The following is a 23,760-nucleotide window of genomic DNA, read 5'->3' as shown; positions in this document are numbered from 1 at the left end:
CTGCATGAGCGTCGCTACCGTCAACCCCCCGCACCGGCTGCTGATGGGGCCGGGCCCGATCAACGCCGACCCGCGGGTGCTGCGGGCGATGTCGGCCGGGCTGGTGGGGCAGTACGACCCGGTGATGACCGGCTACATGGCCGAGACCCAAGAGCTCTACCGGCAGGTGTTCCGGACGGCCAACGACGCCACCCTGCTGGTGGACGGCACCTCGCGGGCCGGCATCGAGGCGATCCTGGTCTCGCTGCTCGAGCCGGGCGACCGGGTGCTGGTTCCGGTCGCCGGACGGTTCGGGCAGCTGCTGGCCGAGATCGGCGAGCGCTGCGGCGCGCAGGTGCACACGATCGAGCGGGAGTGGGGCACGGTCTTCACCGCCGAGGAGATCGAGGCCGCCCTCGACCGCGTCCAGCCGAAGGTGCTGGCCATCGTGCAGGGCGACACCTCGACCACCATGTGCCAGCCGCTGGCCGATCTCGGTGCCCTGTGCCGCGCCCGCGGCGTCCTGCTCTACTCCGACATCACCGCCTCGCTGGGCGGCAACGCCTTCGAGATGGACGCCTGGGGACTGGACGCCGCATCCGCCGGCCTGCAGAAGTGCCTGGGCGGGCCGTCCGGCAGTTCGCCGATCAGCCTGTCGGACGCCGCGGTCGAGGTGATCCGGGGTCGCCGGCACATCGAGGCCGGCATCCGGGAGGACGACGACGTGGCGCTCGGTGCCCGGATCGCGTCCAACTACTTCGACCTCGGCATGGTCCTCGACTACTGGGGTCCGCGCCGGCTCAACCACCACACCGAAGCCACCTCGATGCTCTACGGCGCCCGGGAATGCGCCCGGCTGCTGGTCGCCGAGGGGATGGACGCCGCGGTCGCCCGGCACGAACTGCACGGCCGGGCGATGACCGCGGGGCTGGTCGCACTCGGCCTGGAGCTGTTCGGCGACCAGCGGTACAAGATGCACAACGTGGTCGCCGTCCACATTCCCGACGGGGTGAACGGCGACGCCGTCCGGGCCGGGCTGCTCACCGACTTCGCGATCGAGATCGGCACCTCGTTCGGGCCGCTGCACGGCAAGGTCTGGCGGATCGGGACGATGGGCTACAACGCCCGCACCGACACCGTGCTGACCACGCTGGCGGCGCTCGAGCAGGTGCTGCGAGCCGCCGGCACCAGCCCGACCGCCGGTGCGGGCGTGGCGGCCGCCAAAGAGGTGTACGGCCGATGAGGGCGGACGCGCCGAGTGGGCCGGCCACCGAGGCTCCGGCAGCCAGCAGTGAGCGGATGCTGGCAGCGGGCCGGCGCGCCTACGACCGGTGCGACGAACTGGCCACCCTGAGCGCGGTCAAAGGCAGCATCCACCGCTTCCACCTGACCTCGCAGCACGCCTGGGCGAACGCCCTGGTCGGGCGCTGGATGACCGCCGCCGGGCTGCGCACCCGGATCGACGCCGCCGGCAACCTGGTCGGCCGGATGGAGGGTCGTCAGCCCGGACTGCCGGCGGTGATGCTCGGCTCGCACATCGACACGGTCCCCGACGCCGGGCGCTACGACGGACCGCTGGGCGTGGTGCTCGGCATCGAGGTCGCCGAGCTGTTGCGGGCGGAGATGCCCGAGATGCCCTATGCCTTGGAGGTGGTGGCCTTCAGCGACGAGGAGGGCACCCGCTTCCCGCAGACCATGCTCGGCAGCAAACCGGTCGCCGGCGAGTGGGAGGACGCCTGGCTCGACCAGACCGACGACCGCGGCACCACCCTGCGGCAGGCGTTCAAGGACTTCGGGCTCGACCCGGCGAAGGTGCACAACGCGGCCCGGCGTCCCGACGAACTGGTCGCCTACCTGGAGGCGCACATCGAGCAGGGTCCGCTACTCGAAGCGCAGGCGCGTCCGCTGGGCGTGGTCACCTCGATCGCCGGCGCCCGCCGGATCTCGCTGACGGTGACCGGCGAAGCCCGGCACGCCGGCGGCACCCCCTACGACCGCCGCCGGGACGCCCTGGTCGGCGCCAGTTTCGCCGTCCTGGCGATCGAGTCGATCGCCAAGCGCCGCGACATCATCGGCACCGTCGGCGAGATCGAGGCCTTCCCGGGCGCGGTCAACGTGGTGCCCGGCAGGGTCGAGTTCAGCCTGGACCTGCGCGCCGAGACCGACGCCCAACGAGACGCCGGCTGGGACGAGATCCGCGACACCATCGGGCGGGTCTGCGCCGAGCGGAACCTCAACTTCCACTGGGTGGAGGAGCACCGGGCGCGTGCGGTGGTCTGCGCGGACTGGCTGATGACGGCCGTCGACGACGCCGTGGTCGCCGCCGAGCCGGCTGCCGGACCGGTGCCCAGGCTGTACAGCAAGGCCGGTCACGACGCGATGGTGATGGCCGGCGTGACCGATGTCGGCATGCTGTTCATCCGTTGTGAGGACGGCATCTCCCACGCTCCCGGCGAGGCCGTCACGGTCTGGGATGTCGCCTTGGCCGTGGAGGCGTTCGCCACCGCAACCCGCACCGTACTGACCACGGATCGGAGCCCGCATGCGTAAGATCTTCCGCTCCCGCCAGGCCCTGGTCGGGTCCGCCCTGGTGCCGGCCGACGTCGAGGTGGACACCGACACCGGCCTGATCACCGCCGTCCGCACCGGGGACGAGCTGCGGGCCGCGCTGGCCATGGACGCGTCCTGCGACGCCGGGCATTCGGCCACCGGCACGCTGGTGATCAACGTGCCCGACGAGGCGATCATGCTGCCCGCCAACGTCGACTGTCACGTCCATGTCAACGAGCCGGGCCGCACCGAGTGGGAGGGCTTCGCCAGCGCTACCGAGGCGGCCGCCTACGGCGGCATCGGCACCATCGTCGACATGCCGCTGAACTCCATCCCGCCGACCGTCGACAGCGACGCGCTGGCGGTGAAGCGGGCGGTGGCGTCAGGCAAGATCTTCGTCGACGTCGGCCTCTGGGGCGGCGCGGTGCCGGACAACCTCGGCCGGCTGGAGGAGCTGTGGCAGCAGGGGGTCTACGGATTCAAGTGCTTCCTGGTCGACTCCGGGGTGCCCGAGTTCCCGCCGCTCGGCGGTGCGGCGTTCGCCGCGGCGATGGCCGAGGTGGCCGGCTTCGGCGGGCTGATGATCGTGCACGCCGAGGATCCGGACGTGCTGGGCTCGATCCCGGCCTGGTCCAGCCGCCGCTACACCGATTTCGTGGAGTCCCGCCCGCCGGAGGCCGAGGTGCGCGCAGTGCAGAACGTGATCGAGCAGGTTCGCCGGCACGGCACCCGGGCGCACATCCTGCACGTGTCCAGCGCCCGAGCCCTGGAACCGATCGCGGCGGCCCGGGCCGAGGGCCTGCCGGTGACCGCCGAAACCTGCCCCCACTACCTGATCTTCGACTCCGAGAATGTTCCCGACGGCGCCGCCGAGTTCAAATGCTGCCCGCCGATCCGCGATCCGGGCAACCAGCGCGAGCTGTGGCAGGGACTGCTGGCCGGCGTCCTGGACTGCGTGGTGTCGGACCACTCGCCGTCCACCGTGGAGGAGAAGACCAAGGGCGGCGGCGACCTGTCCCAGGCCTGGGGCGGGGTGTCCAGCTTGCAGGTGACCTTCCCGTCCATGGTGGACGCCGCCGCCGAGCGGGGCATCGGGCTGCCGCAGGTGAGCGCCTGGATGTCGGCCGGCCCAGCCCGGGTGGCCGGGGTGAAGGGCAAGGGCGCCATCGAGGCGGGCGCCGACGCCGACCTGATCTGGTACCAGCCCGGACGCGAGATCGCCATCGACGGCAGCCGGCTGGCGCACCGCAACAAGCTGACCGCCTACACCGGCCGGGTGCTCTCGGGCAGTGTCCGGCGGACGGTGCTGGCCGGCAAGACCGTGTTCGACGGCCACGACCTGGTGGAGCCGTCCGGACGGCTGCTGGCCCGCTCCGCCTGACCTGACCCTGACCCGACCGAACCGCGTCCCGCCGTTCCCCCTACCGGGTATGCCCCTGCCTAACTACCTGTGCCCTCCCGCATGTGGGAGGGCACAGGTAGTTAGGGAGGGCCCTCTCGGGGGGCGGTGGTCCGGCGTCAGCTGGAGGCCAGGGTGACCTGGGCGGTTCCGGAGCGGCCGTCGCGGAGGTAGCCGACGGTGACGGTGGAGCCGGGAGCGTGGAACCGGATCGCCGCGATCAGGCCGTCGGCGGTGGTGGTGTTGACCCCGTCGACCGAGGTGACCACGTCTGCGGCCCGCAGTCCGGCGGCCTGGGCGGGGCCGCCGTCGGTCACCCCGGCGAGTTGGACGCCGTCCGCGGTGGTGTCGGTGCTGGAGTCGCCGGTCTGCAGCTTCACCCCGAGGACGGCGTCCGCCGCGGTGCCGTGCTCGATCAGCTCGTTGGCGATCCGGACGGCGACATCGGACGGGATGGCGAAGCCGAGTCCGATGTTGCCCGATTCGGAGGAGTCACTGAGCGAGGCGCCCGCGGCGTTGATCCCGATCACCTGGCCGTTGAGGTTGACCAGCGGGCCTCCCGAGTTGCCCGGGTTGATCGCGGCATCGGTCTGGACGGCCTGGTAGACCGCCTGCCCCGTGGTGCCTGAGCGAACCGGACGGGCGGTCGCCGACACGATGCCGCTGGTCACGGTCTCACTGAGGCCGAGCGGGGCCCCGACCGCCACCACGGACTGGCCGACCACCACCGAGGACGTCTTCGCGAACGTCGCCGGGACGAGTTGACCCGCTTTCGCCCCGCTGACCTTGATCACCGCGAGGTCGTTGAGAGGCGATGTGCCCACCACGCTCGCCGACGCTGTGGAGCCGTCCTCGAAGGTGACCGTGATGCTGCCGGCCGAGCTCCCGGTGCTGGTCGGGTTGGCCGACGAGCCGCCGCTGGACACCACGTGATCGTTGGTCAGGATGTGTCCCGAGGCGTCCAGAACGACGCCGCTCCCGATGCTGGTGCCCCGGGCGGTCCGCACCGTGATGGTGACCACCGAGGGCGAGATCTTCTTGGCGGCGGCGGTCACCGAGCCGTCCAGGGTGGACGGCTGGGCCACCGGCACCGCGCTGACCGGGGCACTGGCCAGCCCCGAGGTGCCGAGCCAGGCGTAGCCGCCGATCCCGGCGCCGGCACCGACCACCGCGGCCAATGCGGTGGAGGCGAGGAACATCGCCGCCCGCGAGCGCCGCGGCGCCGCCACGGGGGGTGCGGGCGGGGCTCCGAAGACGTTGCCGGGCAGGTGGCCGCCGGGCGGGGTGCCGGTGGTCGTGGATGATGCGGGAGTCCACGCCGGGTCGTCCGGACGCGGTACCTGTGGGGTCTGCCAGCTGCTCATGGGGCCGAGCTTGGGCCGGGATCCTGTGCGCATCCTGTGCGCCTGCCATGCCTTCGATGTGCCCTTCGGTCCCTCCCCGCCGAACCCTCCGCCGGTGGACCGGAGCGCTGGACGGCGGGCGCCAGCCAGTAGGCTGAGGCGAGTGACAGACCGGGAACGCGACGTGACCGGCGGGAGCAGCGAGACGCACGCCGAGGGCGGCGACGATCCGCGACACCGGATCTCGGACCTCGCGGCCAACGTCACCCATCTCGCCGGGAATGTCACGCATCGCGCCGCCGAAAATGTCACGCACCTGGCCGAGAACGTTACGCACCTGGCCGGGAACGTCACCCATCGCGCCGCTGAGAACGTCAGTCATCTGGCCGAGAACGTCACCCACCTGGCTGAGGACGCCTGGAACCGGGTGGACTTCCGGCGCCGGCTGGTGCTGGCCGAACTCGGCCTGCGGCAGGGTCTCCGCCGGATGCGGGGCTCGCTGGTGCCGATTCTGACCGCGGGGTTCGCCGCCTGGATCGCCTACGTGATCGCGCACGAGGCGTTGGGGCACCCGACCCCGTTCTTCGCCCCGATCGCGTCCTGGATCTGTCTCGGCTTCACCTACAACCGGGTACCCCGCAAGGTGCTGGAGATCGGCGCCGGGGTAGCGATCGGCGTCGCCATCGGCGAGCTGATCCTGGCCACTGCGGGCGCCGGCGGCTGGCAGCTGGCATTGGGACTGCCCATCGCCGCCCTGATCGCCCGCGTCCTGGATCGCGGCGATCTGTTCACCATCCAGGCCGGCGTGAACGCCATGGTGGTGGTCGGGATGGGCACCATGCTCAGCCAGATGACCGGTGCCGGCCCGTCTCGACTGCTGGATGCCCTGATCGGCGCCGCGGTGGCGTTGCTGGTGACCGTGCTGCTGCCCGGGGACATCGTGTCGCGTCCGCGCCGGTATGTCGCGAACCTGCTCGCCGAACTCGCCACCACCTACACCATGCTGGCTGAGGGCCTCCGCGAGGGTAACCGCGAGCGGTTGCGCGATGCGCATGCCCAGCTTCGGGGCGTCCAGACCATGGTCGACGACACCCGGACGGCCTGGCAGTCCTCAGCCGACATCGTCGGGCTCAGCCCCACGCTGCGCCGGTACCGGGAACAGGTCGACGAGTTGGGCAGGCAACTCGACCTGAGCAACCGTGCTGTGCACACCACCGAGATGCTGCTGCGGCAGAGCCGGGGGATCGTCGACGAGCACGGTGCGATGCTCGACATCTCGTCCCTGATGGAGCAGACGGCGGCCGACCTGCATGCGATGTCGGGATCGGTCCGGCACTGGAACCCGCCGCATCGAGCGCGGCGGCTGGCGATCGAGTTGGCGGGCCGGTGTGCGCCCGGTGAGGCGAGCGTCACCGACTGGCGACGCAATGTGATGCTGTCGGTGATGCGGTCGATGGCGATCGATCTGCTGCAGCTGACCGGGCTCTCGCGTCTCCAGGCACGCGGCTACCTGCCGGATGCCGACGGCGCCGCGGACGCCACCGACACCGCCCTCACCGGCGACGAGGGTTCCGCGGTGTGGGGCGTCGAACTGCCGGGATCTGAGCCGCCGGCCGGCTGAGGATCGGCACCTGCCCAGGACGCCCCGGCCCGGACTCAGGGCAGCGGTTCGCCCTTCATCATCCGGGACTTGTAGACGTTGCTGATCACCACCCCGTCCAGGAAGGTGGTCAGCCGTTCGGCCTCGGCCTCCAGAAGCTCGGCGGACGCCGCAGCCAGCGGCGCGCAGGGGATCACGCGGACGCGAGCCTGCTCGTCCTGCACCCAGCAGCCCACCACCCGGCCGTTCAGCCAGGCGGTGGTGCCGCCGTTGCCGTTGCTGTCGAACAGGTGTGGGACAAGGTCGGGCGCCACATAGAAGTCCCGCTCGCGCCAGCCCATCAGGGTCGGGTCGAGGGTGGGCAGCAGCGCTGCCCACGGCTCGGCGGGCTCGTCCTCGTTCTGGTCGTCGTCCGGCAGCAGGTACCCGGTGGCACCCGAATCGAGGGTGACCGGCCGGGCGTCCACGGCGACCAGCGCGGAGCGAACCGCGGCCTTGGTGGCGCCCAGCCACCAGACCAGATCGGCCTCGGTGCCCGGTCCGAACCTCGCCAGCCACTCCCGCACCAACACGGCGTAGCCGTCCGCGGCCGGCAGCGGCTCAGGCACCTGGGCCAGCCAGGTCTCGGTCAGCGTCCAGCGTGGCCGGGACGTCCGCCAGTGCCCTTCGTTGTGCGCCCGGACGATCCGGTGCTCGGCGCCCAGCAGGGTCAGCAGCCGGGGCGCGAACGGCACGTCGGCCAGATCCCACCGCGATCCGGTGGTCACCCGAGTGCGGCCGTGCAGGGCCGGCAGCCCCTCGCGCAACTCGCGGGCCGTCAGTTCCCCGCCGTCGGACAGCCTCTCCAGCACCGCCGCCCGGGCTCGCTCGATCCAGCCCGCTCCGTCGTCGGAGACGCCGTGCCGCTCCAGATCGCGCGCCAGCTGCGCGTATTGCTGGACGGCGACCCGAGCGGCCGCGCTGCCCCAGACCGCCGGCAGCATCTCGACCGGGAAGGCGAACAGGGTGCGCCGCATCGCCAGCTGCTTGACCAGCCTCCGGTCGTCGTACAGCGCGCGCTCCACCGCGGCCACGCTGGGTTGCCGCATTCGCGCGGCCGCCGCCAGATGCACCGTGGACGCGTCGGTGGCGTGGTAGGCCACCAGCGAGCGGGCGATCGCGGTGGCCTCGTCGAGCCGGTAGGCGGGATGCAGCGCATGCCGCCGGGCCAGTCGAACCCTGCGGGCGGAGTCGGGAAACCGCATGACGGCATCCTGCCCGACGCCACCGACAGTTCGGGACGCAGCCGAACACCTTGAACTGCAAGGTACATTGATCTGCAAGGTACATAGAACTGCGGGGTATGGAGGCGTCGTGCGGATCGGCAAGGACCTGGTGGCGGCGGCCGCGACACCACTTGTGCTCGGCATCCTGGCCGAGGGCGAATCGTACGGCTACGCGATCCTGCAGCGGGTCGGCGAGCTCTCCGGGGGCGAACTGGAGTGGAGCGACGGGATGCTCTACCCGCTGCTACACCGGCTCGAGCGCCACGGGCACGTCGAGTCGTCCTGGGGTGCCTCGCCGTCCGGACGGCCGCGCAAGCATTACCGGCTGAGCGCCGGCGGTCGGACCGCGTTCGCTGAGCAGCGGCGGCAGTGGGCGGTGGTCAGCGAGGCGCTCTCCCGGGTCTGGGACGAGCGTTCCGGCAGTGCGATCGCGCTGGGTGAGGCCTGAGATGGACGCCGCGGTGGAGTCGCAGATCGAGTCGTGGCGCCACTACCTGACCGGTCGGGCGGCCATCGCGCCCGGCGATGTGGCCGAGTTGGAGGCGCACCTGCGGGATCAGGTGGACGCACTGACCGACTCGGGCCTGGCGGGGGAGGAGGCGTTCCTGGTCGCGATCCGCCGGCTGGGTGCCTTGGACGAGCTTTCCCGCGAGTATGCCCACGAGCATTCCGATCGACTGTGGAAGCAGCTCGTCGTCTCCGGTGACGTCCCTGAGCGCCGGCGCGAGGTGGTGCTCGCGGTCGCGGTCGCCGTCCTGGCTGCGGTGGCGATCAAGGTGCCGGCCCTGTTCGGCATCGGGTTCGGTGCCGGCGGTGACTTCTACGCGCCGAATCTGGCGGTGCTGGTGCTGCCGTTCCTGGCTGGCTGGTTCCTGGTGCGGCGCCGGGCCTCGGCGGGCACCATCGCGCTGGTCGCCGCCTCGTTCGCGGCGGCGGCGCTGGTGGTCAATCTCTACCCGTTCGTGCCGCAGGGCATGACCGCCTTCCTGACCCCCGTGCACATCGCCGTCGTGCTGTGGCTGGTGGTCGGCATCGCCTATGCCGGCGGCGATGTCGTCAGCGCACGGACGCGGATGGACTTCATCCGGTTCACCGGCGAATGGGCGGTCTACCTGGTGCTGATCGGACTCGGCGGCGGCGTCCTGATCGCAGCCACCACCGGCGTCTTCAGCGCCGTCGGGCTGGACGCCTCCCGCGTCGTCGAGGAATGGGTGCTGCCCTGCGGCCTGGCCGGTGCGGTGGTCGTCGCCGGCGTCCTGGTGGAGGCCAAGCAGAGCGTGATCGAGAACATCGCTCCCGTCCTGACCAGGGTGTTCACCCCGTTGTTCGCGGTGCTGCTGCTGGTCTTCATCGGGGTCGGCCTGGCTCAGGGGAACCTGATCCAGCCGTCGCAGGGCGCGCTGCGGGTCTTCGGACAGCGCGACCTGCTGATCGTCTTCGACCTGGTCCTGGTGATCGTGCTCGGGCTGTTGCTCTACGCGCTTTCCGCCCGGGACCCGTTCGCCCGTCCCGGCTGGTTCGAAGCCCTGCAACTGGTCCTGGTGGTCGCGGCGCTGGTGGTCGACCTGCTGGTGCTGATCGCGATGATCGGACGAATCGGCAGCTTCGGCGCCAGCCCGAACAAGATCGCCTCGCTGGGCCTCAATCTGATCCTGCTGGCCAACCTCGCCGGCGCAGCGTGGCTGCACTGGCGCTTCCTGCGCGGGCGCGCCGCCTTCGGCCGCCTGGAGTCCTGGCAAACCGCCTTCGTCCCGGTCTACCTCACCTGGGCCGCAGCGGTCGCCGTCCTCGTCCCGCCCCTGTTCGGCTTCCGCTGAACCACCGCTGCGGGCCTCGCTGGATACCTCGGGGAGAGCTGATCCATCGCTGGTCGAGCTTGCCGAGACCCTGGCGCAACGGGGTTTCGACAAGCTCAACCGGCGATGGTCGTCGGGTGCGCCGCAGCCGGAACATGATTGATCAGCCGCTTCCCTAGCTCAAAATGTCCTGTCGACGTTCGGTCGGTGCCGAAGGGGTTGGCACGCCGGCGCTTCGCGGCCAGGTCCAGGCGGAGCGCAGGATGAAGGCCAGCAGCAGCACCTCGGTTCCGATGGAGATGGCGTAGAAGGTGGCCCACTCCCAGGTCGACCCTGCCGCGTTGAAGACCGTGAACGGGATGTAGAGCGTTGCCACGACCAGATTGGTGGCGCGGTTCACCCGGGCGGGCAGGGCCATGGCGAGCACCACCATCACGGCCGGGATCGACAACAGCACCAGCACGACGGTCACCAGGGTCGGGCTGACCTCGAATTCCCACATCAGGCCGTTCAGGATGCTGTCGACGACGCCGGGCTTGTAGAAGTTGAGGACGTCGACGTAGACGTAGAGGAACATGAAGCTGGTCCAGGCGGCGGCGATCTTGGCTTGCACGGGGATCGGCGGGCTGGCGAGTAGGTCCGGGGTGTTCGTTCGGATGGTCATCGGTTCTTCTTTCGAGAGAGCGGTTCTGCGCCGCGGTGGCGGCAGGTCTGGGCGGGCGTAGGCACGGTTCGGGTGGTTCTCGCCGGTCGTCAGAGCGTGATCACCACCTTCCCCCGGGTGTGACCGGCGGCGACGTAGCGGAGGGCGTCGGCTGCTGCGTCGAGCGGGTAGGTGCGGTCGATGACGGGCGTCACCTGCCCGGCGGTGAGCAGGTCGGCCAGGGTGCGCAGGTCCTGTTGCCTGCCGAGGGAGGTGAAGGGTTTCAGCCGCTGACGAGTGAAGCCGGACAGCACGTGCGCCTTGAGGATCCGACCGAGGGGGCCGAACCATCGGCCGCCGCGTCCGCTGTTAGGGATCAGCGTGCCGGTGGGCGTGAGCACTCGGCGGACAGCCGCCAGGGCATGACCTTCCACGTTGTCGAGGATGACGTCGTAGCGCTTTCCGGTCCGGGTGAAGTCGGTCGTGGTGTAGTCGACGACATGATCGGCGCCGAGCGACCGGACCAACTCGACGTTGCAGCTGCTGCACACGCCCGTCACCTCGGCGCCGAACGCCTTGGCGATCTGTACGGCGAAGGAGCCCACGCCGCCCGAGGCGCCGGTGATGAGCACCGTCTGGCCCGGTCGAACGTTCGCGATGTCACGCAACGCCTGCAATGCCGTGATGGCCGACGTGGGCACCGCTGCCGCCTCCACCATCGAGGAGTTGGTGGGCGCGGGCACGAGATTCTGCGCCGGTACGCAGGCGTACTCCGCGAGGGTGCCGGCGGTGCTCCAGCCGAACACCTCCGCGCCGGGCCGCAAAGCAGTGACTCCGGTGCCGACCGCTGCCACCACGCCGGCGAAGTCCCTGCCCGGGATGCCGTGGCGCGGCCGGCGAAGCCCGAACACCAGGCGCACCAGATAGGGCTCACCGGTCATCACGAAGTAGTCGCCAGGATGCACCGAGGCGGCGCCCACCCGGACGAGCACATCGTCTCGACCGGGCCGCGGTCGCGCGACCTCGGACGACTCGAGCACCGACGGCGGACCGTAGTGCTGCTGGACGGCTGCCCGCATGGTCGCCGTCCCGGCCGGGCCTGTCGCCGGCGCCAGGGCCGCTCCGGCAGCTGCTTGGCGGGCGATGTCCATCAAGGTCTCCTCTCGGCCGCACTGTCCGTTCGACAGCCTCGTACACCGTACGTCGTACACCGTACTATGCCCGTACGATGTACGCTCGTCAAGCCATTGAGGGCGAGCTGGGGGGTCGGTGTCGGTGAGCGAAGAACGGCAGGCCACGTCGGAGACCGGGCTGAGCAAGCAGCGGGTGGTGGTCGAGGCCGTCCGGCTGGCCGACCGCGAGGGGGTCGACGGGCTGAGCATGCGCCGGCTGGCCGGCGCGCTCGGCGCGGGGGCGATGTCGCTTTACCACTATGTGGCGAGCAAAGAGGAACTGCTGGACGCGATGATCGACCTGGTGTTCGCCGAGATCGAGCTTCCGCCCGAACAGACCGACTGGCAGTCGGCGATGCGAACGCGGGCGCTGTCCGCCCGCCAGGTTCTGGCCCGTCACCGCTGGGCGATCGCCCTGATGGACTCGCGGACATCGCCTGGCCCCGCGCACCTACGGCACCGGGAAGCGATCACCGCCTGCCTGCGCAGAGCCGGCTTCCCGGTAGTGATGACAACCCACGCCACCTGGCTGCTGGACAGCTACGTCTACGGTTTCGCCCTACAGGACGCCGGCCTGCCGTTCGATACCGCCGGTGAGCTCGCCGACCTGGTCGAGGACGTGTACCTGCCCCAGCTTCCCGCTGACGAATTCCCCTACCTCAACGAGTCCGCCGCGGCCCTGGTCGCCGCAGGCTTCGACCCGGCGGAGGAGTTCCTCTTCGGCCTCGACCTGGTGCTGGCCGCCCTCGAACCGCTGAGAGCTTCCGAATAGGGTATGGTGTCCAGCGTGTCACGGTTCAGCCTCATCCTTGGCTGCCGCAGCGAGGCCTCGATCTAGCTTCAGGCTTCCTCGTTGCGGAGAGTTCGCACGTGCCTGAACCCCATCGAGCCGTCGAGGAAACCATGACCACCACCGTCAATCAATTCGGGACGCGCGTCCAGCCTGTGCCGGTGCAGCAGCCGTCGCCGATGCCGTTCCAGCGCTACACCCCGTTCGTGCCGGTCGACCTGCCCGATCGCACCTGGCCGGCCAAGAAGATCACCGCGGCGCCGCGCTGGCTCTCCACCGATCTGCGCGACGGCAACCAGGCGCTGATCGACCCGATGACCCCGTCCCGCAAGAAGAAGATGTTCGATCTTCTGGTGAAGATGGGCTACAAGGAGATCGAGGTGGGTTTCCCCTCGGCTTCGCAGACCGATTTCGACTTCGTCCGGAATCTGATCGTCGGCGGACACGTCCCCGACGACGTCACCATCAGCGTCCTCACCCAAGCCCGTGAGGACCTGATCGAACGCACCGCCCAGTCCCTGATCGGGGCGCAGCGGGCGACCATCCACCTGTACAACGCGACCGCGGAACTGTTCCGGCGGGTGGTATTCGGTATCGACGAGGCCCAGTGCATCGCACTGGCCACCCGGGGCACCGAGCTGGTGATGAAGTACGCCGAGCAGAATCTGGGCGAGGTCGAGTTCGGCTACCAGTACTCACCGGAGATCTTCACCCAGACTCCGACCGATTACGCGGTGGAGGTGTGCAATGCGGTCATGGACGTCTGGCAACCGTCCGAAGGCCGCGAAATTATCCTGAACCTGCCCGCGACCGTCGAGCGGTCCACGCCCAACACCTACGCCGACCAGATCGAGTACTTCGCCCGTCACGTCCGCAACCGCGCACACGTGGCGATCTCGCTGCACCCGCACAACGATCGCGGGACAGCGGTGGCGGCCACCGAACTGGGCGTGATGGCCGGCGCGGACCGGGTCGAGGGCTGCCTGTTCGGCCACGGCGAACGGACGGGGAACGTGTGCCTGGTGACCCTGGGCATGAACCTGTTCAGCCAGGGCATCGACCCGAAGATCGACTTCTCCGACATCGACGAGATCCGTCGCACCGTCGAGTACTGCACCAACCTGCCGGTCCATCCGCGCCACCCATACGCGGGGGACCTGGTCTACACCGCCTTCTCGGGCTCTCACCAGGACGCCATCAAGAAGGGGCTGGAGGCGCTGGCCAACCAGGCCGGAGCGCAGGGCAAGGGGATTCACGAGATTCCCTGGGAGGCGCCGTACCTGCCGATCGATCCGCACGACGTCGGCCGCAGCTACGAGGCGGTGATCCGGGTGAACAGCCAGTCCGGCAAGGGCGGGATGGCCTACATCATGAAGTCCGAGCACCACATGGAGCTGCCGCGGCGGCTGCAGATGGAGTTTAGCCGGGTCGTCCAGCGGCACATGGACGCCGAGGGCGGCGAGGTGACGCCGGACCAGCTGTGGAGCTACTTCACCGCCGAGTACCTCAGTGACACCGAGCCGCTGGAGCTGATCAGCGTGCCCGACATCGCCAACGGCGGCCGCTACACGGTGACCGCCAACGTGCGGGTGAAGGGCGTCGAGAAGACCCTGGTCGGCGAGGGCAACGGCGCGCTGGACGCCTTCGCCGACGCCGTCAGCATCCTCGGCTACGAGGTGCGGGTGCTCGACTACACCTCGCACGCGTTGTCCTCAGGCACCGACGCCGTCGCGGTGGCCTACGTGGAGACCGAAATCGGGCACGGCGACGACACCCGGGTGATCTGGGGCGTCGGCATGCACGAGTCGATCACCACCGCCGCGCAGAAGGCCGTGATCGGGGCGATCAACCGTGCCGCCCGGTCCACGGACTGAGTGACGCAAGGGACGGTTCTCGCTCGCTGTGAGCGCGAACCGTCCCTTTGTCATACCGTCGGCCAGGTGGTTGCCGCGTCGACCCCGGTCGCGACGGCAGGCGTTCGCCTGCCCCAGCAGGGTGGATGGCCCGGACGCGCTGGCGGGAAACTTGATGTGACTCAAGATGTTTGATAGTTCTATCCCGGTCGGATCCCGCAATCACCCCCCTTGGACGGGACTTCCGACGTTGACCAAAGGTGACGAAGTGGCGCGTCGTCCACGCGGGCAACTGCGACAGGACATCCTGGAAACCGTGATCGAGCTGTTGATCGGCACCGGTGACGTCGACTCTGTGTCGATCGATGCGGTAGTCGAGCGAGTGGGTTGCACCCCACCGGCTCTCTACTACTACTTCCCGACCAAGACCGACCTGCTCCGGCAGGCCTGCGAGGTCGAGTTCCGCAAGCTGGCCGACCATATCGAGCAGGGCGTTGCCGGGGTCGAGGCGGCCCCGATCCTGCAGCTCGTCCAGCGCGGCCGGGCCCTGCTGTACTGGGCCGGGGAGCATCCGGCGCTGTACCGCGTCCTGTTCATGGGCGCCGGCCGCACCGTGATGACCGACTCCACGGTGGCCGACGATCCCAGTCTGCGGGCGATGCTGGTCAATCTCGAGTCGGCCGTCGCGGCCGGCCTGGTCGAGCAGCAGGATCTGCAGCGGCTCACCTTGACGATGTGGGGCGTGGTGCACGGTTTCGCCTCGTTGGCGGTGTCGTTCCCGGGCATTCCGACCGCGGCGCTGGAGGAGTCGTTGTGGATGGCGATGGAGGCGCTCAGCGACCGGATCCTGACCGACGCCGGGCGGCGGTCCTGGCGCCAGGTCGAGTTGCTCCGGGGCGGTGAGACTGCGTCATTGGCGCAAGCCGGACGCCCATAGGATCGGGGCCATGCCCAAGGTCTTGACGGAACTTCCCCTCGGCGAACGTGTCGGCCTCGCCTTCTCCGGTGGTCTGGACACCTCGGTGGCGGTGGCCTGGATGCGCGAGAAGGGGTCGATCCCCTGCACCTACACCGCGAACCTGGGCCAGTACGACGAACCCGACATCGATTCGGTCCCGGGACGTGCCGCCGCCTACGGCGCGGAGGTCTACCGGATGGTCGACTGCACCGCGGCGATGGTCGAGGAGGGCCTGGTCGCACTGGTCTGCGGCGCCTTCCACATCCGCACCGCCGGCCGCACCTACTTCAACACCACCCCGATCGGCCGCGCGGTCACCGGCACCATGCTGGTCCGGGCGATGCGCGATGACGAGGTCTGGATCTGGGGCGACGGCTCCACCTACAAGGGCAACGACATCGAGCGGTTCTACCGCTACGGGCTGCTGGCCAACCCGCGGCTGCGGATCTACAAGCCGTGGCTCGACCACGCCTTCGTCACCGAACTCGGCGGGCGTACCGAGATGAGCCAGTGGCTGCTCGAACGCGGCCTGCCGTACCGCGACTCCAAGGAGAAGGCGTACTCCACCGACGCCAACATCTGGGGCGCCACCCACGAGGCCAAGGATCTGGAGTCGCTGAACGTCGGCATCGAGATCGTCGAACCGATCATGGGCGTCCGGTTCTGGGACCCTGCCGTCGAGATCGCCACCGAGGACGTCACCCTCGAGTTCGAGCAGGGCCGTCCGGTCTCGATCAACGGCGTGACGTTCGCCGACGCCGTCGCCCTGGTTCGCGAGGCGAATGCGATCGGCGGCCGGCACGGGCTCGGGATGTCGGACCAGATCGAGAACCGGATCATCGAGGCGAAGAGCCGCGGCATCTATGAGGCGCCCGGAATGGCGCTGCTGCACATCGGCTACGAGCGGCTGCTGAACGCCATCCACAACGAGGACACCCTGGCCAACTACCACGCCGAGGGCCGCAAGCTCGGCCGGCTGATGTACGAGGGCCGCTGGCTCGATCCGCAGTCGCTGATGCTGCGCGAGTCGCTGCAGCGCTGGGTGGGATCGGCGGTCACCGGTTCGGTGACTCTGCGGCTGCGTCGCGGCGACGACTACTCGCTGCTCGACACCTCCGGTCCGGCGCTGTCCTACCACCCGGAGAAGCTGTCCATGGAGCGGGTCGGCGATGCCGCCTTCGGCCCGGTGGACCGGATCGGTCAGTTGACCATGCGCAACCTCGACATCGCCGACTCGCGCACCCGGCTGGAGCAGTACGCCCATCTCGGCCTGGTCGGTGGCGCGGTGTCCTCCCTGGTCGGCGAGCTCGAGGCCGGCGCGGCGCGCGGGATCACCGAGATCGAGGCGACTGTGGTGGACGCCGAACTCGAGCAGGCCACCGACAACGCCGGGATGGAGTTCGGCGCGGACTGAGCCCGGCTGGTCGTGCCGGAGCGCCGCTAGCGGACCACGTTGGGCAGGGCGCCGCCGTAGCGCCGGTCGCGGGACGCGTACAGCTCGATCGCCCGCCACAGGTCGCGCCGGTCGAAGTCGGGCCAGAGCCGGTCGAGGAAGACCATCTCGGCGTAAGCGGACTGCCAGACCAGGAAGTTGGACGTCCGTTGCTCGCCGGACGAGCGGACGAACAGGTCGACATCGGGGATCTCCGGCTCGTCCAGGAACTTCCGGAACGACTTCTCGGTCAGGTGATCGGGGTCGAGGCGTCCGGCCTGGGCGGCCTTCGCGATGGCGCGGGCGGCGTCCACGATCTCGGCGCGGCCGCCGTAGTTGACGCAGAACTGCAGGGTCAGGACGGTGTTGTCCCGGCTTTGCTGCTCTGCCTCCTCGAGTTCGCGGATCACCGATCGCCACAGTTTCGGACGCCGTCCGGCCCAGCGGATCCGGACGCCCATGGCGTCCAACTGGTCGCGTCGGCGGTGGATGACGTCGCGGTTGAAGCCCATCAGCCAGCGCACCTCGTCGGGTGAGCGCCGCCAGTTCTCCGTTGAGAACGCGTAGGCGGACAGGTACTTCAGCCCGATCTCGATGGCGCCCTCGATCACGTCGAAGAGCGAATCCTCGCCGCGGGCATGGCCCTCGGTGCGCGGCAGGTTGCGGGCCTTCGCCCACCGCCCGTTGCCGTCCATCACGATTGCGACATGGTCCGGAATCGCCTTGCGCGGCAGGTGCGGGGGACGAGCGCCGCTGGGATGCGGCGCCGGGGGGCGGACGGGCTTCGGCACCTCCGCAGACTACCCGCCGGCCTCGTCCACCGGGGTTGTGGTGGTGCGCGCTTTCGGCCGGTACCCCGAAACGGAGCCGCCGATGCGGGGTCCCGCAATCGTGCCGGTGGAGGTGCAGGCCCGTCCCGCCGTGACGCGGGTGCTGCCCGGCCGGATGGTGGTGGCCGCTACTCTCGACCCGGAGAGGAGCGGCGATGGAGATCAGCGTCCAGGGCACGCATGAAGAGACCGTCCAGCCCGAGATCGGGCGCCTGCACGCCGGTGCCAAGACCGAGGGCGGCAACAAGGACGAGGTACTGCGGGCAGCGACCGAGGTCGTCCAGCGCCTGCACGCCGACCTCACCCGGCTGCACGAGGCCGGTCAGGTCGATCAGATCGTGGTCCGGCCGATCACGACCTCGTCGTGGCGACCGGTGGCCCGCGGTCGTCAGCAGGCGGCGATCTATCGCGCGAATGCCGAAGTGCGGGCCGATTTCACCGATTTCGCGGCACTGGCCGACCTGGCCGCCCGACTGGGTGCGGTGGACGGCCTGGAACTGCGCTGGGTGGAATGGCGGCTCACCGACGCCACCCGGCGCGAACTGGACCGCACCTGCCTGACCAGGGCTGTCGAGCAGGCTCGGGACCGTGCCCTGGCAATGGCCCGGGCGGCCGGCGAGAGCGCGGTCGCGTTCGTGCAGCTGGCGGATCCGGGACTGCTCCGGGAGCGCCCCGCGGCCGAGACGTTCGGGATGCCGCAACCCGGCATGATGCGTTCGGCGATGGCCGCGGACGAGCTGGCGGGGATCGAGATCCGGCCCGAGGATCTCACCGTCTCCGGCCTGGTCGAGGCGCGCTTCGTCACCGTCGCTGACTAGCGCCTGGCCCACATCCGCGATCTGCGTTCGTCCGGGCGTCGCGCTGCATCCGGGTCGAACGATGGGCAAGAATGGCCGGGTGCCCACCTATCGCGACGAGGCGGTCGTGCTGCGCACCCACAAGCTGGGTGAGGCCGACCGGATCATCACGCTGCTGTCGCGCCGGCACGGCAAGATCCGCGCGGTGGCCAAGGGTGTGCGCCGGACGTCGTCGAAGTTCGGCGGACGGCTGGAGCCGTTCAGCCACATCGACGCCCAATTCGCCACCGGACGCACCCTCGACGTGGTCACCCAGGCGGTCACCCTGCACGCCTACCCCGAGCCGCTCGGCGGCGACTACACCGCCTACACCACCGGCCAGGTGATCCTGGAAACCGCCGACCGGCTGGTCGCCGAAGAACGGGAACCGTCGCTGCAGCAGTTCCTGCTGCTGGTCGGCGCGCTGAACGCGCTGACCGCCGGCACCAGCGACGGACCGCGTCCGGCCACCATGATCATGGACGCCTACCTGCTTCGCGCGGTGGCCGTCGCCGGCTGGGCGCCGAGCTTGTCCGACTGCGCCAAATGCGGGACGCCGGGGCCGCACGAGGCGTTCAACCCGCAGGCCGGCGGGATGGTCTGCCGGCGCTGCCGTCCGCCGGCCTCGGCACTGCCGGCGCCGGTGGTGTTGAGGTACCTGACCGCTTTGCTCACCGGCGACTGGCCGGCCACCCGCGACGTCGACGAGCGGGCGCAACGGACGGCCAGCGGCCTGGTCAGCGCGTTCGCCAACTGGCACCTGGAGCGCGGCCTGCGCTCGCTCACCCACGTCGACCGCTGAGCACGCATCGGTCTTCGCTGGTCGAGACCTCACCCGCTGGTCGAGCTTGTCGAGACCCCACCCGCTGGTCGAGCTTGTCGAGACCCCACCCGCTGGTCGAGCTTGTCGAGACCCCACCCGCTGGTCGAGACCCCACCCGCTGGTCGAGCTTGTCGAGACCCTTGTCGGCACTCCCAGAGTCAAAGGGGTTTCGACGTAGAGGATGTAAGTGCCTCCCGGCAAGGGGCGTGTGACCCTGGTTTCGACTGGCGTGCCCTGGGTAGGGGCCTGTCTTTGATCTGATCCGTCCACGACTGCCTGCCGGTGGGGTGACCGACGAGAGCGCCGGTCGAAGGCCATGCATGACTTCATATGAGCCTGGACAGCCTCATCAACGTCTTGTCTGCTCGGCCTTCGACCGGCGTGCCCACTGCGAGGAAGGCACACCACCATCATGACAACAACATCTATCGAACGCGACGCCACAGCTACGGTCGTCGCGGGAGTCGATACGCACAAGGACACCCACCATGTCGCTGTGCTTGCAGCCGGTACTGGTGTCCGGCTTGGTGATCTGGAAGTGGCTGCCACTCTGGCCGGGTATGAACGGCTGCTGGGTTTCGTCGCGTCGTTCGGTGTGATCACACTGATCGGTATCGAGGGCACGAACTCCTACGGTGCGGGCCTGGCCCGCTTCCTGACCACTGAACCGACCCAGGTTCTTTGCCGCTTCTATGCGGGTTGCGGCTCTTTGGTGAGGGCCGCGTAGTAGGTCGCCTCGTATTCGTCGGGGTTGACCATTCCGAGGCTACCGTGAAGCCTGCGGTTGTTGTACCAGTCGACCCAGCCGGCGGTCGCGTACTCGACGTCCGCGATGGTCTTGTACGGGCCGTCGTGGAAGATCGTCGTACGCACGCACTCGGCCTTGTAGAGGCCGTTGATCGTCTCCATCAGGGCGTTATCGTAGGCGTCGCCGACCGATCCGATCGACGGTGCGATCTGCTCCAGCGCGAGGTGCTCGGTCAGCACAATCGATGTGTATTGAGAGCCCGCATCGCTGTGATGCCGGAGCTGCTTCGGGCCTACAGGGTGGCCTTGCCGGTCGCGTTCCCACAGCGCCATTCGCAGCGGGATCATGACCAGATCGACGTGCTTGGTGGTCTGCGCGTGCCAGGCCACGATGCGTTGGGAGAACACGTCGAGGATGAACGCGACATACACCCAGCCCGCCCACGTTCTGACGTATGTGAAGTCGGTGACCCAGGTGTGATCCGGCCGCGGGGCGGTGAAGTCCCGGTTCAGCAAGTCCCCGGCGCGGATCCCGTCCTTCGCCTGGATCGTCGTGCGGATCGCCTTCGCACGCGTCACCCCGGACAGGCCCAGGGCCCGCATCGCACGATCCACGGCGCCGCGTGAGGCGTCAGCGATCGCGGTGCGTCGGATGAACGCGGTCATCTTCTTGCGCCCATACAGGCCCTCCGGCGTCATCTTCCGACGCTCCACCCCCTCGGCATCGATGACCGTGGTCCAGGTCGCGTCACGGACGGCGTCGACGACCTGCGCGTCGGTGACGGTCCGGATCGATATGCGGCCTTGCCGCCACGCCCGATAGGTGCGCGCGGCGACCTTCACGCCCTGCTCTCGCAGAACGCGGATGATCGACTCGACCGCGTGCCCCTCGGCCCTCATCCGATCGATGAAACCCATGATCAACGGTTGCGGGGGTCGAGTTCCCCCACGAAGAAAGTCGTCGCCGCTTTCAAGATCGCCACGTCCTCGCGCAGCTTCCGATTCTCCGACTTGAGGCGGCGGATCTCGGCATGTTCCTCGCTGGTCTGCCCGTCCCGGTCACCGGCGTCGATATCGGCCTGCACCACCCACCGCCGCAGCGACTCCGCCCCGACGCCTTCCTGGCGGGCGACGGCCGCGATGGCCTTCGCGTTCGAGGGGTACTCGGCCCGGTGCTCGCGCACGAGCCGGACAGCGCGCTCACGCAACGCAGCATCAATCTTCTTCGGCATGATGAACATCCAATCAACTCAAAAGGATGCGGCACCAAACCTGGGTCGGTTCAAAGCTCCGAACTGCCGCGAAAAGCAAGAAAGACACCCTGCGCTGCCTCAAACGAGCCATCGCCCGCGAAACCTGGCACCTGCTCGTCCACCCCGCCCCCGCACCCCGCACCGACGACCTACGCCCACTACGACACCAGCGCGGACTCACCCTCGCCCAAGCCGCCACGCACCTCGGCACCAACCCCAGCCGCATCAGCGAACTCGAGCGCGGCACCCGCCCAAACACCACCCTCGCCAACGCCTACCGCGAATACCTCAACACCGCTTGACATCCATAGGAGCATCAGGCTCAACCAGCGGATCGGTGCCGGTCGCGTCCCGATAGCCTGATCCGATGCTGGCGGTGAACAGGTTCCGGGTCGGTCCGGGCGACGAGGACGATTTCGTCCGCGCGGCCCGGGCCGCGGTCGACTTCATGCTCACCCGGGACGGCGCCGAGTCGGTCGAACTGGTCCGCAATCTGGACGAACCGGATCTGTGGGCGATCGTCGGACGGTGGGCGAACGTCGGTTCGTACCGGCGGGCATTCAACGGCTATCAGGCGAAGGTGGTCCTGGTGCCGTTGCTGAGCCGGGCGATCGACGAGCCGGGTGCCTACGACGCACCGGACGCCGTGGGCGAGAACCTGCCTCGGCTGCGCTGACGTCCCCGCGATCGGTCACCCCGCAACCCTTTTGGAAGCGCTGATCAATCATGTTCCGGCTGCGGCGCACCCGGCGAGCGATCGACGACCCCCATCCCTTGCGCCGGAGGACCCGATACGCCCACAAGATCTGGGCGCCGTCGCTCATCTCGCCGGGCACCTCCTCGCTCGGAACAGCATTGATCAGCACTTCCTTTGCGGTCATTGCATCGGTTCAAACCATTGCGAAGACGGCAAACCGTTGCGATGTCGGGGACGGGTCGTCAGGCTCCAGCGAGCGACGGTGGTGCTGGACGGCGTCTCGTTCACGGTAGCGTGGTCCCTTGCGTGTCAGCCGGGCATGCATCGACTCACAAGGAGTTTCTCGTGGCCAGTCGCCTCGACAATGTCATCAGCCTGTGCAAGCGGCGGGGGTTCGTCTACCCCTGCGGCGAGATCTACGGCGGCACCCGGGCGGCCTGGGACTACGGTCCCTACGGTGTCGAGCTGAAAGAGAACATCAAGCGGCAGTGGTGGAAGGCCGTGGTGCAGGGCCGCGACGACGTGGTCGGCCTGGACTCCTCGATCATCCTGCCCCGGCAGGTGTGGGTGGCGTCCGGGCACGTCGGGGTGTTCTCCGACCCGCTGACCGAATGCCTGAGCTGCCACAAGCGCTTCCGGGCCGATCAACTGGAAGAGAACTTCGAGCACAAGAAGGGGCGGGCGCCGTCCGGACTCGAAGAGATCAACTGCCCCGAGTGCGGCACCCTGGGCCGCTTCACCGCCCCCCGCGACTTCAACATGATGCTGAAGACCTACCTCGGGGTGATCGAGGACGAGTCCGGCCTGCACTATCTGCGTCCGGAGACCGCGCAGGGCATCTTCGTGAACTTCAAGAATGTCGAGAACTCGGCCCGGGTGAAGGTGCCGTTCGGCATCGGCCAGGTCGGCAAGAGCTTCCGCAACGAGATCACCCCGGGCAACTTCATCTTCCGGACCCGCGAGTTCGAGCAGATGGAGAATGGAGTTCTTCGTCGAGCCGGGCACCGACGAGGAATGGCACCAGCACTGGATCGACGCGCGCACCGACTGGTATTCCGACCTGGGCATCAGCCGGGACAACCTGCGGCACTACGAGCACCCGAAAGAGAAGCTGTCGCACTACTCCAAGCGGACCGTCGACATCGAATACAACTTCGGCTTCGCCGGCGGCGACGGCTGGGGCGAGCTGGAAGGCATCGCCAACCGGACCGATTTCGACCTCGGCACGCATTCGAAGCATTCGGGCACCGACCTGTCCTATTTCGATCAGGCGAAGGGCGAGCGGTACCTCCCGTACGTGATCGAGCCGGCCGCCGGCCTGACCCGGTCGCTGATGGCGTTCATGGTGGAGTCCTACACCGAGGACCAGGCGCCGAACACCAAGGGCGGCGTGGACACCCGGGTGGTGCTCAAGCTCGATCCGCGGCTGGCGCCGGTCAAGGTGGCGGTGCTGCCGCTGTCCCGCAACGAGCGGCTGTCCCCGGCCGCCCGCGACCTGGCGGCGTCCCTGCGCCTGTACTGGAACATTGAGTTCGACGACGCCCAGGCGATCGGACGCCGCTACCGCCGCCAGGACGAGATCGGCACCCCGTTCTGCGTCACCGTCGACTTCGACACCCTGGACGACCAGGCCGTCACCGTCCGCGAGCGGGACACGATGACCCAGCAGCGGGTGGCGCTCGACCAGGTGCAGGGCTACCTGGCCCAACGGCTGATCGGCTGCTGACCCCCGCACCCACCGCTCGCTAACTATTTCGGGTTCGCTGAATTCAGCGAGCCCGAGATAGTTCGGCG

At 69.1% G+C, this 23,760-nt stretch carries 21 protein-coding genes and 1 pseudogene; 16 read left to right on the top strand and 6 right to left on the bottom strand.

The window, feature by feature from the left end; translation table 11 throughout:
* Positions 1–4: 4 nt before the first annotated feature.
* The 3 genes from QM711_RS04705 to allB are packed head-to-tail and all read left to right on the top strand — an operon-like array spanning position 5 to position 3,910.
* A complete protein-coding gene (locus QM711_RS04705; protein WP_415096734.1) occupies positions 5–1,222 on the top strand; it encodes a pyridoxal-phosphate-dependent aminotransferase family protein in 1,218 nt (405 codons plus the stop codon).
* The gene (locus QM711_RS04700; RefSeq protein ID WP_415096732.1) at positions 1,219–2,529 is read left to right on the top strand and encodes an allantoate amidohydrolase; all 1,311 of its coding nucleotides are present in this window, start codon (positions 1,219–1,221) and stop codon (positions 2,527–2,529) included. Before QM711_RS04705 ends, QM711_RS04700 begins: the two co-directional genes overlap by 4 nt.
* Positions 2,522–3,910: an allantoinase AllB gene (gene allB, locus QM711_RS04695; protein WP_415096730.1), complete on the top strand. Its 1,389-nt coding sequence runs from the start codon at positions 2,522–2,524 to the stop codon at positions 3,908–3,910. The genes QM711_RS04700 and allB overlap by 8 nt, the downstream gene beginning before the upstream one ends.
* 137 nt (positions 3,911–4,047) lie before the next feature.
* Here allB and QM711_RS04690 read toward each other — a convergent pair whose 3' ends face one another.
* Positions 4,048–5,292, bottom strand: coding sequence for a S1C family serine protease (locus tag QM711_RS04690; RefSeq protein ID WP_415096728.1), 1,245 nt, complete (start codon positions 5,290–5,292; stop codon positions 4,048–4,050).
* 142 nt (positions 5,293–5,434) lie between these two features.
* Here QM711_RS04690 and QM711_RS04685 point away from each other — a divergent pair, with 142 nt between their 5' ends.
* The gene (locus tag QM711_RS04685) at positions 5,435–6,892 is read left to right on the top strand and encodes an FUSC family protein (RefSeq protein WP_415096725.1); all 1,458 of its coding nucleotides are present in this window, start codon (positions 5,435–5,437) and stop codon (positions 6,890–6,892) included.
* Between the two features lie 35 nt (positions 6,893–6,927).
* On the opposite strand, the gene QM711_RS04680 is transcribed toward QM711_RS04685, so the two are convergent.
* Entirely contained in the window at positions 6,928–8,115 is a 1,188-nt protein-coding gene (locus tag QM711_RS04680) for a winged helix DNA-binding domain-containing protein (protein WP_415096723.1), read from the bottom strand.
* A gap of 109 nt (positions 8,116–8,224) precedes the next feature.
* Between QM711_RS04680 and QM711_RS04675 the strand changes: the two genes are divergently transcribed.
* Positions 8,225–8,584, top strand: a complete 360-nt coding sequence (locus tag QM711_RS04675) for a PadR family transcriptional regulator (protein WP_415096721.1) — start codon at positions 8,225–8,227, stop codon at positions 8,582–8,584.
* A 1-nt stretch (position 8,585) separates the two neighbouring features.
* Complete coding sequence (locus QM711_RS04670; protein ID WP_415096719.1) at positions 8,586–9,953, top strand: permease prefix domain 1-containing protein; 1,368 nt, start codon at positions 8,586–8,588, stop codon at positions 9,951–9,953.
* A gap of 154 nt (positions 9,954–10,107) precedes the next feature.
* Here QM711_RS04670 and QM711_RS04665 read toward each other — a convergent pair whose 3' ends face one another.
* Together QM711_RS04665 and QM711_RS04660 are read right to left on the bottom strand one after the other, a co-directional pair.
* Entirely contained in the window at positions 10,108–10,596 is a 489-nt protein-coding gene (locus QM711_RS04665; protein WP_415096717.1) for a DUF6326 family protein, read from the bottom strand.
* An 89-nt stretch (positions 10,597–10,685) separates the two neighbouring features.
* Positions 10,686–11,726, bottom strand: a complete 1,041-nt coding sequence (locus tag QM711_RS04660) for an NAD(P)-dependent alcohol dehydrogenase (protein ID WP_415096715.1) — start codon at positions 11,724–11,726, stop codon at positions 10,686–10,688.
* Positions 11,727–11,850: 124 nt separating this feature from the next.
* Between QM711_RS04660 and QM711_RS04655 the strand changes: the two genes are divergently transcribed.
* The 4 genes from QM711_RS04655 (at position 11,851) to argG (ending at position 16,762) form a co-directional block, all read left to right on the top strand.
* Entirely contained in the window at positions 11,851–12,519 is a 669-nt protein-coding gene (locus tag QM711_RS04655) for a TetR/AcrR family transcriptional regulator (protein WP_415096713.1), read from the top strand.
* A gap of 131 nt (positions 12,520–12,650) precedes the next feature.
* Positions 12,651–14,411, top strand: coding sequence for a 2-isopropylmalate synthase (leuA, locus tag QM711_RS04650; protein WP_415096892.1), 1,761 nt, complete (start codon positions 12,651–12,653; stop codon positions 14,409–14,411).
* A 247-nt stretch (positions 14,412–14,658) separates the two neighbouring features.
* A complete protein-coding gene (locus QM711_RS04645; RefSeq protein WP_415096711.1) occupies positions 14,659–15,327 on the top strand; it encodes a TetR/AcrR family transcriptional regulator in 669 nt (222 codons plus the stop codon).
* Between the two features lie 10 nt (positions 15,328–15,337).
* A complete protein-coding gene (gene argG, locus QM711_RS04640) occupies positions 15,338–16,762 on the top strand; it encodes an argininosuccinate synthase (protein WP_415096709.1) in 1,425 nt (474 codons plus the stop codon).
* 26 nt (positions 16,763–16,788) lie between these two features.
* Here argG and QM711_RS04635 read toward each other — a convergent pair whose 3' ends face one another.
* Positions 16,789–17,571 (bottom strand): isoprenyl transferase, encoded by a 783-nt coding sequence (locus QM711_RS04635; protein WP_415096707.1) that lies wholly within the window; start codon positions 17,569–17,571, stop codon positions 16,789–16,791.
* Between the two features lie 194 nt (positions 17,572–17,765).
* Between QM711_RS04635 and QM711_RS04630 the strand changes: the two genes are divergently transcribed.
* From QM711_RS04630 to QM711_RS04620, 3 genes are all read left to right on the top strand, one after another.
* A complete protein-coding gene (locus tag QM711_RS04630) occupies positions 17,766–18,428 on the top strand; it encodes an SIMPL domain-containing protein (protein ID WP_415096705.1) in 663 nt (220 codons plus the stop codon).
* A gap of 79 nt (positions 18,429–18,507) precedes the next feature.
* Positions 18,508–19,248 carry a DNA repair protein RecO gene (recO, locus tag QM711_RS04625; RefSeq protein WP_415096703.1) on the top strand — a complete coding sequence of 247 codons (741 nt, stop codon included), beginning with the start codon at positions 18,508–18,510 and terminating at the stop codon, positions 19,246–19,248.
* A 433-nt stretch (positions 19,249–19,681) separates the two neighbouring features.
* Positions 19,682–19,996 carry an IS110 family transposase gene (locus QM711_RS04620; protein WP_415096701.1) on the top strand — a complete coding sequence of 105 codons (315 nt, stop codon included), beginning with the start codon at positions 19,682–19,684 and terminating at the stop codon, positions 19,994–19,996.
* Here QM711_RS04620 and QM711_RS04615 read toward each other — a convergent pair.
* Positions 19,960–21,248, bottom strand: a protein-coding gene (locus tag QM711_RS04615) for an IS3 family transposase (RefSeq protein WP_415096699.1) whose coding sequence is annotated in 2 segments (ribosomal slippage) — positions 19,960–20,975 and positions 20,975–21,248 — 1,290 coding nt in all. Because the reading frame shifts where the segments join, the coding sequence is not laid out codon by codon here. The genes QM711_RS04620 and QM711_RS04615 overlap by 37 nt on opposite strands.
* Before the next feature lie 26 nt (positions 21,249–21,274).
* Between QM711_RS04615 and QM711_RS04610 the strand changes: the two genes are divergently transcribed.
* The 3 genes and pseudogenes from QM711_RS04610 (at position 21,275) to QM711_RS04600 (ending at position 23,692) form a co-directional block, all read left to right on the top strand.
* Positions 21,275–21,571 carry a helix-turn-helix domain-containing protein gene (locus QM711_RS04610; protein ID WP_415096697.1) on the top strand — a complete coding sequence of 99 codons (297 nt, stop codon included), beginning with the start codon at positions 21,275–21,277 and terminating at the stop codon, positions 21,569–21,571.
* A 65-nt stretch (positions 21,572–21,636) separates the two neighbouring features.
* Positions 21,637–21,945, top strand: coding sequence for an antibiotic biosynthesis monooxygenase family protein (locus QM711_RS04605; RefSeq protein ID WP_415096695.1), 309 nt, complete (start codon positions 21,637–21,639; stop codon positions 21,943–21,945).
* Between the two features lie 366 nt (positions 21,946–22,311).
* A pseudogene (locus QM711_RS04600) lies at positions 22,312–23,692 on the top strand (glycine--tRNA ligase).
* Positions 23,693–23,760: the final 68 nt, after the last annotated feature.

This window comes from Micropruina sp., assembly GCF_047602385.1.
GTDB lineage: Bacteria > Actinomycetota > Actinomycetes > Propionibacteriales > Propionibacteriaceae > Micropruina.
This window is presented reverse-complemented; position numbering and strand designations above follow the sequence as displayed.